This is a genomic window from Streptococcus sp. V728, assembly GCF_052077995.1.
Taxonomy (GTDB): Bacteria; Bacillota; Bacilli; order Lactobacillales; family Streptococcaceae; genus Streptococcus; species Streptococcus infantis_B.
The window spans coordinates 575,397-588,755 of record NZ_JBQJJH010000002.1 but is presented as its reverse complement, the minus strand read 5'-3'; the positions used below and the strand labels follow the sequence as shown (position 1 = coordinate 588,755).

At 38.8% G+C, this 13,359-nt stretch carries 13 protein-coding genes; all 13 read left to right on the top strand.

The genetic code is table 11. The features are described from left to right. The first annotated feature begins 5 nt into the window (after positions 1–5). The 13 genes from aroB (at position 6) to ACTO1Y_RS04135 (ending at position 13,296) form a co-directional block, all read left to right on the top strand. Entirely contained in the window at positions 6–1,073 is a 1,068-nt protein-coding gene (aroB, locus tag ACTO1Y_RS04195; protein ID WP_441348463.1) for a 3-dehydroquinate synthase, read from the top strand. A gap of 9 nt (positions 1,074–1,082) precedes the next feature. Continuing rightward, positions 1,083–2,249: a chorismate synthase gene (gene aroC / locus ACTO1Y_RS04190; protein WP_441348462.1), complete on the top strand. Its 1,167-nt coding sequence runs from the start codon at positions 1,083–1,085 to the stop codon at positions 2,247–2,249. A gap of 9 nt (positions 2,250–2,258) precedes the next feature. After that, positions 2,259–3,362 (top strand): prephenate dehydrogenase, encoded by a 1,104-nt coding sequence (locus ACTO1Y_RS04185; RefSeq protein ID WP_441348461.1) that lies wholly within the window; start codon positions 2,259–2,261, stop codon positions 3,360–3,362. 11 nt (positions 3,363–3,373) lie between these two features. Then, on the top strand, positions 3,374–3,712 hold the full coding sequence (locus ACTO1Y_RS04180; RefSeq protein WP_006150064.1) for a YlbF/YmcA family competence regulator: 339 nt from the start codon (positions 3,374–3,376) through the stop codon (positions 3,710–3,712). Positions 3,713–3,801: 89 nt separating this feature from the next. Beyond that, positions 3,802–5,085 carry a 3-phosphoshikimate 1-carboxyvinyltransferase gene (aroA, locus tag ACTO1Y_RS04175; RefSeq protein ID WP_441348460.1) on the top strand — a complete coding sequence of 428 codons (1,284 nt, stop codon included), beginning with the start codon at positions 3,802–3,804 and terminating at the stop codon, positions 5,083–5,085. Next, positions 5,078–5,554, top strand: coding sequence for a shikimate kinase (locus ACTO1Y_RS04170; protein WP_441348459.1), 477 nt, complete (start codon positions 5,078–5,080; stop codon positions 5,552–5,554). Before aroA ends, ACTO1Y_RS04170 begins: the two co-directional genes overlap by 8 nt. Next, positions 5,551–6,399, top strand: a complete 849-nt coding sequence (gene pheA, locus ACTO1Y_RS04165; protein ID WP_441348458.1) for a prephenate dehydratase — start codon at positions 5,551–5,553, stop codon at positions 6,397–6,399. The genes ACTO1Y_RS04170 and pheA overlap by 4 nt, the downstream gene beginning before the upstream one ends. Beyond that, entirely contained in the window at positions 6,396–7,724 is a 1,329-nt protein-coding gene (locus ACTO1Y_RS04160; RefSeq protein WP_441348457.1) for an LCP family protein, read from the top strand. Before pheA ends, ACTO1Y_RS04160 begins: the two co-directional genes overlap by 4 nt. A 142-nt stretch (positions 7,725–7,866) precedes the next feature. Further along, on the top strand, positions 7,867–8,703 hold the full coding sequence (locus ACTO1Y_RS04155; RefSeq protein WP_441348456.1) for a LicD family protein: 837 nt from the start codon (positions 7,867–7,869) through the stop codon (positions 8,701–8,703). Further along, the gene (locus tag ACTO1Y_RS04150) at positions 8,693–9,796 is read left to right on the top strand and encodes a glycosyltransferase (RefSeq protein ID WP_441348455.1); all 1,104 of its coding nucleotides are present in this window, start codon (positions 8,693–8,695) and stop codon (positions 9,794–9,796) included. The genes ACTO1Y_RS04155 and ACTO1Y_RS04150 overlap by 11 nt, the downstream gene beginning before the upstream one ends. A gap of 1 nt (position 9,797) precedes the next feature. Next, positions 9,798–10,784: a glycosyltransferase family 2 protein gene (locus ACTO1Y_RS04145; RefSeq protein WP_441348454.1), complete on the top strand. Its 987-nt coding sequence runs from the start codon at positions 9,798–9,800 to the stop codon at positions 10,782–10,784. A 15-nt stretch (positions 10,785–10,799) separates the two neighbouring features. After that, positions 10,800–12,266: an O-antigen polysaccharide polymerase Wzy family protein gene (locus ACTO1Y_RS04140; protein ID WP_441348453.1), complete on the top strand. Its 1,467-nt coding sequence runs from the start codon at positions 10,800–10,802 to the stop codon at positions 12,264–12,266. After that, positions 12,259–13,296, top strand: coding sequence for a prephenate dehydratase (locus ACTO1Y_RS04135; RefSeq protein WP_441348452.1), 1,038 nt, complete (start codon positions 12,259–12,261; stop codon positions 13,294–13,296). Before ACTO1Y_RS04140 ends, ACTO1Y_RS04135 begins: the two co-directional genes overlap by 8 nt. Positions 13,297–13,359 lie beyond the last annotated feature (63 nt).

Here is a 13,359-nt window from a genome sequence, read left to right as displayed (position 1 = left end):
CTGCTATGAAAATCAAAATAGACCTTCCCCAACATCCCTATGATATTCAGATTGAAAAAGGATGCTTGTCTCAAGCAGGAAAATGGTTGCGGGAACTTTGGCAACCGCAAAAAGTCGTTATCATTACCGATAACCATGTGGCTTCTCTCTATGCAGAAAAAGTAAAATTGAGCCTAGAGGATGCTGGTTTTCAAGTGGCAGTTTTTGACTTCCTAGAGGGTGAAGAGAGAAAAAATCTAACCACGGTTCAAAAGGCTTATGAATTTCTAGTTAAGCAAGACTTGACTCGTAGCGATGGTATCGTAGCTCTAGGTGGTGGAGTTGTTGGTGATTTGGCTGGCTTTGTAGCCTCAACTTACATGCGAGGTATTCATTTTGTTCAAATTCCGACCAGTTTGACTGCTCAAGTGGACTCTTCAATCGGTGGTAAGACAGGAGTGAATACTCCTTTTGCCAAGAATATGGTAGGAACTTTTGCCCAGCCTGATGGTGTTTTGATTGACCCGACTGTTCTTGAAACCTTAGGGAAGAGAGAATTGATTGAAGGAATGGGGGAAGTCATCAAGTATGGCTTAATTGAAGATCCAGAACTCTGGGACATATTATCTGAAATTGATGGTTCTGTAGAGAGTATTTTGGAACATTCCGAAAGTTTGATTGAGCATTCTTGCCAGGTGAAGCGCAAGATGGTAGTCGAGGATGAATTGGACAATGGTATTCGTCTGTATCTCAATTTTGGTCACACCATTGGCCATGCTATTGAAGCGACTGCTGGTTATGGACGAGTTATGCACGGTGAGGCAGTAGCGATGGGAATGGTTCAGGTCTCTAAGGTAGCCGAACAAAAAGGTCTCATGCCAGCTGGAATCACTCAGTCTATCCGAGAAATGTGTCAGAAATTTCGCCTTCCTGTTGATTATGAAAACTGGGATGTTGATAAGCTTTATCAGGCCTTGTCTCATGATAAAAAAGCGCGTGGTAACACTATGAAATTAGTTTTGGTACCAGAGCTTGGTTCAGCCACTATTTACCCCGTCTCACTCGAAGAAATGAAAGATTACTTGGTAAAATAAGGAGAATGTATGAGATATTTAACAGCAGGAGAATCACACGGTCCTCGTCTGACAGCAATTATTGAAGGAATTCCAGCAGGTCTTCCTTTGACTGCAGAGGATATCAATGAGGATCTCAAACGTCGCCAAGGTGGTTACGGTCGTGGTGGTCGCATGAAGATTGAGAGCGATCAGGTTGTCTTTACTTCGGGCGTTCGTCATGGAAAGACGACAGGGGCTCCCATTACCATGGATGTCATTAACAAAGACCACCAAAAATGGCTAGATATCATGTCTGCAGAGGATATTGAAGACAAACTTAAAAGTAAACGAAAAATCACTCATCCTCGCCCAGGTCACGCTGACTTGGTAGGAGGTATCAAATACCGCTTTGATGATTTGAGAAATTCCCTGGAACGTTCATCTGCTCGTGAAACGACTATGCGAGTAGCAGTCGGGGCTGTGGGTAAACGACTATTGGCTGAGCTTGATATTGAAATTGCTAACCATGTTGTTGTCTTTGGTGGTAAGGAAATTGATGTTCCAGAAAACTTGACAGTCGCAGAGATCAAAAAACTAGCTGCCCAGTCAGAAGTTTCTATCGTTAACCAAGAACGTGAGCAGGAAATTAAGGACTATATTGACCAAATCAAACGCGATGGTGATACCATTGGTGGAGTTGTTGAAACGGTTGTCGGTGGTGTTCCGGTTGGTCTGGGTTCATACGTCCAATGGGATAGAAAACTAGATGCAAGATTAGCTCAAGCAGTTGTTTCCATCAATGCTTTTAAGGGTGTGGAATTTGGACTAGGCTTTAAAGCAGGTTATCTCAAGGGTAGCCAAGTCATGGATGAAATCCTATGGTCACCAGAAGACGGCTATACTCGTCGTACCAATAACCTTGGAGGTTTCGAAGGCGGTATGACTAACGGCCAACCGATTATTGTCCGTGGGGTCATGAAACCAATTCCGACTCTCTATAAACCATTGATGAGCGTGGATATTGAAACCCATGAGCCTTATAAAGCAACAGTAGAGAGAAGTGATCCGACTGCTCTTCCAGCAGCAGGCGTCGTTATGGAGGCAGTCGTAGCAACGGTCTTGGCTCAGGAAATTCTAGAGAAATTCTCCTCAGATAATCTGGAAGAGTTAAAAGAAGCTGTCACAAAACATCGGGAGTATACAAAGAATTATTAAGGAGTTCTTATGGCGAAAACCATCTATATCGCAGGATTGGGTTTGATTGGTGCTTCCATGGCACTCGGAATCAAGCGGGATCATCCTGATTATGAGATTTTGGGATACAATCGCAGTCAGGCATCTAGAGATATTGCCTTGGAGCGAGGGATGATTGATCGTGCGACGGATGATTTTGCCAGTTTCGCTCCCCTTGCGGATATTATCATTTTGACACTTCCTATACAGCAGACCCTTACCTTCATCAAGAAGTTAGCAAGCTTAGATTTAAAGGAAGGCGTCATTATTTCCGATGCTGGATCGACCAAGTCAGCTATTGTGGCTACAGCAGATAAGTGTTTTGCAGATAAGTCTGTTCGCTTTGTTGGAGCGCATCCCATGGCAGGGAGTCATAAGACAGGAGCTGCCTCTGCCGATGTTAATCTTTTTGAAAATGCCTACTATATCTTTACGCCTTCAAGTCTGACGACACCAGATACGCTTGAAGAAATGAAAGACTTGCTGTCAGGTCTTCATGCTCGTTTTATTGAAATCGACGCTGAAGAACATGACCGAGTGACTTCTCAGATTAGTCATTTTCCGCATATCTTAGCATCAGGATTGATGAAACAAACTGCCAGTTATGCTGAAGAACATGAGATGGCGCGACGTTTTGCGGCAGGTGGTTTCCGTGATATGACTCGGATTGCCGAAAGTGAGCCAGGAATGTGGACTTCTATCCTCTTATCCAATCGAGAGACCATTATTGAACGCATCGAGGATTTCAAGCGACGTTTAGACGAGGTTGGACAAGCTATTAGTAAGGGTGACGAAAACCAAATCTGGAATTTTTTCGACCAAGCACGTGAGCAACGTCAGGCTATGGAAATCCATAAACGTGGAGGAGTAGATAGCTCATTTGACCTCTATGTAGATGTTCCCGATGAGGAAGATGTGATTTTACGCATCTTGGAATTGCTTAGAGGAACTTCCTTGGTCAATATCCATATTAACGAGGAAAACCGAGAAGATGTTCACGGGATTCTGCAAATTTCCTTTAAGAATGCTCAGGATTTAAAACGTGCTGAGCAAGTCATTACAGAAAATACTGACTACACAGTCGTAATTAAATAAGGAGGACAATTATGTCAAATATTTATGATAGTGCAAATGCACTTAGTCGTGGATTACGAGAATTGCCTGAATACAAGGCGGTTAAGGAAGCTAGAGATGCCATCCAAGCAGATGCAGAAGCAAGCAAAATTTTTGCAGATTATATTGCTTTTCAGCATGAAATCCAAGTGATGGCCCAAACTGGTCAAATGCCAGACGCTTCTTTCCAAGAAAAAATGGAAAGCTTTGGCAAGTTGATTCAGGGCAACGCTCTCTTGTCAGAATTCTTTGCAAAACAGCAACAACTTTCTATCTACCTTTCTGATATTGAAAAAATTGTCTTTGAACCAATTTCAGAACTTCTAAAATAAGAATTTACCTCATAAAGTCAGGAATTTTTAAGAAATTTCTGACTTTTTATGATAAAATAAGAAAAAGTATTGTCAGTATGAGGTCTAGTATGAAGTTAAAAACAAACGTTAGGCATTTGAATGGTAGTATTCGCGTACCAGGGGATAAGTCCATCAGTCATCGCTCTATCATTTTTGGGAGCTTAGCTGAGGGCGAGACCAAGGTTTATGATATCTTACGTGGTGAGGATGTTTTGTCAACTATGCAAGTTTTTCGCGACCTCGGCGTTGAGATTGAGGACAAGGACGGTATCGTTACCATTCAAGGTGTCGGTATGGATGGTTTGAAAGTTCCTCAAAATGCTCTAGATATGGGGAATTCTGGGACCTCTATTCGTTTGATTTCAGGTGTCCTTGCTGGTGCAGACTTTGAAGTGGAGATGTTTGGAGATGACAGTCTTTCCAAACGTCCGATGGACCGTGTGACTCTCCCTTTGAAAGAAATGGGTGTTACTATTTATGGCCAAACAGAACGAGACTTGCCACCCTTATACTTAAAAGGGACAACAAAATTAAGACCTATTCATTATGAATTGCCGATTGCCTCTGCTCAAGTTAAGTCAGCTTTGATTTTTGCAGCATTGCAGGCTCAGGGTCAGTCAGTCATCATTGAAAAGGAGTGCACTCGTAATCATACAGAAGATATGTTACGTCAATTTGGAGGAGATTTGAGTGTCGATGGTAAGAAAATAACAGTTCAGGGACCACAAAAACTAAGTGGGCAAACGGTTGTCGTACCTGGAGATATTTCCAGTGCAGCCTTTTGGTTAGTTGCAGGTTTGATTGTTCCAAATTCTCGAGTGGTGCTTAAGAATGTTGGTATTAATGAAACACGTACAGGTATCATCGATGTTATCCGTGCTATGGGTGGGAAATTGGACATTACTGATATTGATTCAATTGCCAAGTCTGCAACCTTAACTGTCGAAACTTCAGACCTCAAAGGAACTGAGATTGGTGGAGCTTTGATTCCGCGTTTAATTGATGAATTGCCGATTATTGCGCTCCTTGCTACCCAAGCTCAAGGGCAAACGGTTATCAAAGATGCAGAGGAGCTTAAGGTCAAAGAAACTGACCGTATTCAAGTTGTCGCAGACGCTTTAAATAGCATGGGGGCAGCTATTACTCCTACAGCAGACGGAATGATTATTAAAGGAAAATCTGCTCTTCATGGAGCCAGAGTCAATACATTTGGTGACCACCGTATCGGCATGATGACAGCCATTGCAGCTCTTTTAGTTGCAGATGGAGAGGTCGAATTGGATCGTGCAGAAGCTATTAATACTAGCTACCCAAGCTTCTTTTATGATTTGGAGACTTTGATTCATGGCTAAGGTTTTACTTGGATTTATGGGAGCAGGAAAATCTACCATTGCTAGAAATTTAGCACCTGACTTCGTAGATATGGACACCCTGATTGAAGAACGCCTGGGAATGTCGATTGCTCGTTTCTTTGAAGAGAAAGGAGAAGCAGCTTTTCGTCAGATAGAAGAAGAAGTTTTGGCTAATCTGCTAAAGACAGATCAAGTTATCTCCACAGGAGGAGGAATCGTTATTTCTCCTCGAAATCGTGCCTTGCTCAAGCAAAATCCAGATAACATTTACCTAAAAGCAGATTTTGAGACCCTTTACCAGCGAATTTCAGCTGATAAAGACAATCAACGCCCGCTATTTCTAAACAATAGCAAGGAAGATTTAGCTGCGATTTTTGATGAGAGACAGGCTTGGTATGAAGAAGTAGCTAGTCAGATTGTAGACGTGTCAAGCTTAAGCCCAGAAGAAATTATAGAGGAACTAAGATGAAAATTGCTTATCTAGGTCCCAAAGGATCTTTTTCGCACCATGTTGTGCAAACGGCTTTTCCTCATGAGGAACTAGAGCCATTTTCAAATATTACGGACGTTATCAAGGCCTATGAACAGGGATTAGCAGACTATTCAGTAGTGCCGGTTGAAAATTCCATTGAAGGTAGTGTCCATGAGACTCTGGACTATCTTTTCCACCAGGCTCGCATTCAAGCTGTGGCAGAGATTGTTCAGCCAATCCATCAACAGCTGATGGCAGTATCAGGACAGTCTAAAATAGAGAAAATCTTTTCTCATCCGCAGGCCTTGGCTCAAGGGAAGAAATTTATCGATGAACATTTTCCAGACGCTCAATTAGAGGTAACGGCAAGTACAGCCTACGCTGCGCGATATGTTTCTGAGCATCCTGATCAACCATTTGCAGCCATTGCTCCAAAAAGCTCTGCTGAGGAATATGGATTAGAACTGGTCGCTCAAGATATTCAAGAAATGGAAGCCAACTTTACTCGCTTTTGGGTTTTGGGGCCTAACTTACCACAAATCCCTTTGGAAGCAAGTTCTGAAAAGATGAGCCTGGCCTTGACCTTGCCGGATAATCTACCAGGTGCATTATATAAGGCACTTTCTACCTTTGCTTGGCGCGGGATTGACCTGACTAAGATTGAGAGTCGTCCCCTTAAAACAGCCTTGGGTGAATACTTTTTTATCATTGATGTGGACTATGCTGATAAAGAATTGGTCTATTTTGCTCAAAAAGAATTAGAAACGATTGGTATCCAGTATAAAATACTTGGAGCTTACCCTATCTATACCATACAGGATAAAGGGAAGGAGAAGGAATGACTAGAGAAAATCCTCTGACACACCATGAAAAATTACGTTATGACTATCTCTTGAAAAATATTCATTATCTCAATGAAAAGGAAAGAAGAGAGTTTGCTTTTTTGCAAGCTAAATTAGATGGTCAACAGAACGTACGTCCAGTTGTAACAGAAGAGGCAGATGATGTAGCCTATCAAGAATTTACTGAATCTAACATAGGCCTACCTAGTTATACAAATCGTAGTCGTGCAAGTCGTCGTACTGGCCAACCCCAACCAAAAACTAAGCTTCCAAAGCAAAAGAAACCTAAGAAAAAAAGAGTTTTTCGAATCAAACGTATTCTCGCATGGTTAGGAATGCTTTTGATTTGTGCGGCGGTTGGAATGATTTTCATGTTCTTAAAGGGATTCCAATCAGCGAATCCAAATAGCTCAAATGGACCGAAAGATGCCAAAGCCGCACAGGTTGAAGTTTTCAATGGGCAGGATACCCGAGATGGTGTCAATATTCTTATTTTGGGAACAGATGGCCGTATCGGACAGAATAGTTCAGAAACACGGACGGATTCTATCATGGTTCTGAATGTTAGTGGTAAAGATAAGAAGCTTAAGCTAGTTAGTTTTATGCGAGATAACCTTGTTTATATCGATGGCTATAGCCAAGTTATTAACGGTCAAAAACAAGCAGACCATAAGTTGAACCTGGCCTACGAATTAGGTGAGCAAGAAGGAAAACAAGGAGCTGAAATGGTCCGTAAGGTCCTAAAAGATAATTTTGACTTGGATATCAAATACTATGCCCTTGTCGATTTCCAAGCCTTTGCGACTGCCATTGATACGCTTTTCCCTGACGGCGTGACCATTGATGCTCAATTTTCAACCCTAAACGGTGTTCCAGTTACAGAAGCTACAGTTGGGGATGATTTGCATGCTACAGAAACCGAATCACCAACACAAACTATTAAAGTTGGGACACAACAAATGAATGGTTCAACACTTCTCAACTATGCACGTTTTCGTGATGATGATGAAGGGGACTATGGACGTACTCGTAGACAGCAACAAGTCATGACAGCTGTTTTACAGCAGATTAAGGATCCTACAAAACTTTTCACAGGTTCAGAAGCTTTAGGTAAAGTATTCGCTATGACGTCTACCAACATTCCTTATACCTTCTTACTGACTAACGGTTTATCAGTCCTCGAAGGCGGTCAGAATGGTATTGAAAAACTAACAATACCAGAGCTTGGTGACTGGGTAGACGATTACGATGTCTATGGAGGTCAAGCCCTTCGAGTGGATCAAAAGGCTTATCAGAACAAGCTAGCCCAAATGGGATTTAGATAATATGTAACAATCAATCAAAGCTTGAAACATCCAACTAAATGGGTGTCTCGGGCTTTGATTTTTCACATAATCAGATGGATTTTTTGGCTTTTTTTATGGTATAATGAAATGATGTAATTCTATAGAAGAGGATGAGAATGAGATGAGTGATTTAAAGGCAATTCAAGCCCGTAGCTTAGAAATGGCTGAATATTTTGTCGCCTTTTGTAAAGAACACGACTTGCTCTGCTATTTATGTGGGGGAGGAGCTATCGGAGCCTTACGAAATAAAGGATTTATCCCTTGGGATGATGATTTGGACTTCTTTATGCCGCGAAAGGACTATGAAAAACTAGCAGAATTATGGTCTCAATATGCCGATGAGCGTTATTTCTTGTCAAAGAGTCACAAAGACTATGTGGACCGTAACCTCTTTATCACCATTCGAGATAAGGAAACAACTTGCATCAAACCCTATCAGCAGGATTTAGATCTTCCTCATGGCCTGGCTTTAGACGTTCTTCCCTTGGACTATTATCCTAAAAATCCAGTAGAGCGGAAAAAACAAGTTCGCTGGGCTTTGATTTATTCCCTATTTTGTGCACAAACCATCCCAGAAAAACATGGAGCTCTCATGAAATGGGGCAGCACTATTTTGTTAGGATTGACACCAAAGTCACTTCGCTATCGCATCTGGAAAAAGGCCGAGAAAGAAATGACCAAGTATGGACTTTCTGAAAGTGATGGCATTACAGAATTATGTTCAGGTCCAGGCTACATGAAGAAGAAATACCCAATTCAAGCCTTTGAAGATAGCATTTTCTTACCTTTCGAAGGAACAGAGATGCCTATTCCAGTTGGGTACGATGCCTATCTCAGCACAGCTTTTGGTGACTATATGACACCACCGCCGGCAGACAAGCAAGCACCTCACCACGATGCCATTATAGCAGATATGGATAAGAGTTACACTGAATATAAGGGAGAATATGGTGGATAAGAAGAGAATTCTATTTTTTATGTGGTCCTTCTCTCTAGGTGGAGGTGCAGAAAAAATCCTTTCAACGATTGTTTCAAACTTAGATCCGGAAAAGTATGATATTGACATTCTTGAAATGGAACATTTTGATAAAGGATACGAATCTGTTCCTGAAAATGTAAAAATTTTAAAAGCTTTTCAAGATTATCGCCAACCAAGATGGTTAAGAGCGCTTTTATGGAGATTGAGAATTTATTTTCCGAGACTTACAAGACGTTTAATTGTAAAAGATCAATATGATGTAGAGGTTTCCTTTACAATCATGAATCCTCCTCTTTTATTTTCTAAACGAAAAGAAGTGAAGAAGATTTCTTGGATTCATGGAAGTATTGAAGAATTTTTAACAGATAGTTCGAAGCGTGATTCTCATAGACGACAATTGGATGATGCTGATAGGATAATAGGAATTTCAAAAAAAACCAGCAATTCTATCAAAGAAGTTTATCCAGATTACTCACAGAAATTAGTAACAGTCTATAATGGTTATGATTTTGAAAGCATTTTGGAAAAATCAAAAGAGAAGGTGGCTATTGAGATAGCTCCTCAAAGTATCTGTACCATTGGACGTATTGAGGAAAATAAAGGTTCTGACCGAATAGTAGAAGTTATACGACTGTTGCACCAACAAGGTAAGAAATACCACCTCTATTTTATAGGGGCTGGAGAGATGGAAACTGAATTGAAAAAAAGAGTGCTAGAATACCAACTTGAAGACTACATTCACTTTTTGGGCTATCAAAAGAACCCTTATCAGTATCTCTCTCATATGAAAGTCCTATTATCCATGTCCAAACAGGAAGGTTTTCCTGGAGTCTATGTTGAGGCCTTGAGTCTAGGGGTCCCCTTTGTGTCTACCGAGGTTGGCGGAGCAGAAGAATTATCTCAGGAAGGTCGATTTGGTAAAGTCATTGATAGTAATCAAGAAGCAGCTCAAGCGATTGATAACTACATGACAGGTGTATCAAGCTTTGATGTTAATGAAGCTAGCCAATTTATTCAACAGTTTACAATTGCTAAACAAATTGAACAAGTAGAAAAACTAATAGAGGAGTAGCATGGAAACTGCATTAATTAGTGTCATTGTTCCAGTCTATAATGTGGCGCAATACCTTGAAAAATCAATAGCATCCATTCAGCAACAAACCTATAAAAATCTCGAAATTATTCTTGTTGATGATGGATCGACAGATGAAAGTGGTCGCTTGTGTGAACAAATTGCTGAGCAAGATGAAAGAGTTTTGGTCTATCACAAAGAAAATGAAGGCTTATCTCAAGCTCGAAATGATGGATTGAAGCAAGCGCACGGGGACTATGTTATTTTTATAGATTCGGATGATTACATTCATCTTGAAATGATTGCTAGCTTATATCAACAATTAATCAAAGAAGATGCTGACGTTTCCAGCTGTGGGGTTATGAATGTCTATGCCAATAGTGAGAGTCCCCAAACTGAAAACCAGGATGATTATTTTGTATGTGATACTGAAACATTCCTTAGAGAATATTTAATTGGTGAGAAAATACCTGGTACTATTTGTAACAAACTTATCAAGAAAGAGATTGCAACACAGTTAAGTTTTCCAAAGGGCTTGATTTATGAAGATGCCTATTATCATTTTGATCTCATTAAAGTAGCTAAAAAGTATGTTGTAAATACCAAACCATACTATTACTATTTCCACCGAGGAGACAGTATTACTACCAAACCATATGCGAAAAAAGATTTAGCCTACATTGATATTTATCAAAAATTTTATAATGAAGTGGTTAAAGACTATCCAAGCTTAACAGAAGTAGCTTTCTTTAGACTTGCATATGCGCATTTCTTTATTTTAGATAAGATGCTCTTAGATGATAATTTCAAAGAGTTTAAAGACTATCCAAGAATTTATCGTTATTTGAAAAAACATGCCTTTGCTATTTTCAAAAATACCATTTTTAGAAAAGGAAGACGTATTAGTGCTTTAGCATTATTTGTAAATGTAAGATTGTATAGAATATTATTGTTCAAAAATATTGAGCAATCGAAAAAAATTAATTAGAAAAGGAGGGTAGAGATGATTGATGGCAAACGAATGTTGCTAACTGTTACAATTTTTAGTTATATCATAACCATAATAAGCGGTTTTGCTTATTTGTTCACCAGTAATAACGTTGGACTACTGACAACTTTACTTTTACTTTTAATTAGTAGTCTGTTACTTTGCTGGAATAATATCAAATATTATTTGATTCACTTTATATTCTTTATTACAATTTTTATATTTTTGGTTTCTAGACCTACTATTGATTATTTCAGGAATGGAGCACTAGATACCTATCAACCGATTGCTTATCGATTTGCTTTCTTAGTTGTTATCGTATCCATTTTAGGACTGACAGTAGGTGGCTTTATAGCAAGTTATTATTTTACTCGAAACAGCAAAACTGATGTAAGAGTGGAAAAAAAATCAAATGTCAATTATGTAAAAAATTTGCGATTTGTTTCATTGAGTGTATTTTTGCTTACCTATCCTTTTTATTTCCTTAGACTATTTGAGCGCTTGCTATTCCGTTTGCAAACTTCTTATTACAATTATTATGCAAATTTTGAAAGTCAACTGCCCTACTTTACTTATATCTTGTCGACTTTCACAGTTTATGCTATGTGTGTGTACCTAGCGACAAAACCTAAAAAGTCACATGCGACAATGGTATTAGTAGCTTTTATCACAGCTAACTTAATCCACTTAGTGATTGGTACCAGAAATCCCTTCATTCTAAGTTTGATTTTTGCCTTTGTATACTACTTTATGCGTGAACAAACGGAGAAAGGTAAATGGATTGGTTTCAAAGAAAAAATAGCCATTTATCTTGGGACACCTGTTCTCATGCTTGCGATGGGAGCACTAAACTATGTTCGTGATAATGCTCAAGTGTCCCATAGTGGAGTTTTTGATCTATTACTCGATTTCATTTATAAACAAGGAACTAGTTTTGGAGTTTTAGCCAGAGGATTCTTGTACAATAGTAGTCTTCCGTATAGAGACTTCCGTAATTTCACTTTTGGTCCGATTGTCGACTATTTTGCAAGAGGTAGTATTGGAATCATCTTCGGTGCTAAACCATTTGAACATACGACAAATAGTATCGAACTAGCGATTGACAGTAATAGTTACGCCCATAATCTGTCCTATCTCGTTTTAAATAAAGAATACTTAAAAGGGCATGGGATTGGAAGTAGTTACATCATGGAATTGTATACTGATTATGGTATGTTGGGACTATTTCTACTAAGTTTGTTACTTGGTATGCTCTTTATAGCTATGCTACAAGTAGCTTATCGCTCAAGACCAATCCTATTTGCTTTATCTTTGTTAATCTTGAATAATTTATTCTTTATGCCTAGAAGTAGTTTCTCAGAAAGTTTCTTTAACCTTTTTACAATGCAGTTCTGGGCAATCGTACTTCTTATCATTTTCGTAGCAAAAATGCTTACAAAAGAAAATCATCACTTAATCAAAAAAGGGGAAATACATGTTTGAACATTATTCTGTAGCTGATTTGTTTGCAAATCTTTATAAAAAACGTAAAGTGAATTTACTAGCTTTACTAGCCTTATTTGCTCTCATAGCTGTACCATTTACTTTAAAAGCTGTTAAAAATAAAAATACAGTCAAAGATTCTACTAGCTATTCAACTTATATTACCTATAAGATAACTGCTCCAGAAGAATCATCAAAAACAATTTTGAATCATCAAGTTGGTGGCTATAGTGACTTCTATGCAAAACTAATTGATGGTAATCTAAACGGTGCCTTTCTTTTCAACGATGTTGATTCTGCTAAAATGAAAGAAATCGCAAATGATTTAGATACAACAGAAACAGCATTAAAAAATTCTGCAAGTGACTATTGGACAAAAAAATTAACGATCAATCCATTAATTGATGATGCAGGTGTAACTGTTAAAATTTTAACTCCAAGTAAGGAAGTAAATGATTTCCTTGAAAGCAAATTTGACTCTTTGATTGATAAGTTTAAGTCTACTTTTACAGATGTTAAAATTGAAAAACTTGAAACAGTTAACTCTACAGAATTGACTCCGAATGGAGAAGTTGCGCTTGGATTTAACTTGAAAAACCTTATCTTACGCTTAGTGATTATTGGTGTCCTCTGTGTAGTCTTAGTTATTTTAGCAAATATCCTAGTATATCTCTTTAATCCAACTATCAACCGTGCAGGTGATTTTTCTGCTTATCAAGTAGATTTCGTTTCAACTATTACCACTGTTGAAAATCTTTCTGAACTCCTAAGTTATATGTGCCAAGGCAAACCATTAGCAATTGTAAGTTCAGATAATCATATCTTGAATAAATTGAAGTCAGAATACAAGTTGAATCTTGAAGGAGTTCAGTTTGTTAATTTGCAGAATGTCAAAGAACTTTTAGCATTTGAGAATGTACTATTTGTAGAAGAATATGGTGTCACTCGCTATAAGAAATTTGAAGAAAGTTTGCAAGAAGTGAGAAATCTCAATCGTTCTGTTTTAGGTGTTATTGCTTTTGCGCTCTAATATCAATCATCAAGGAAAAATTAAGAATACAGAAAAAGAGGACTGAAGGTTCCTCTTTTTTTC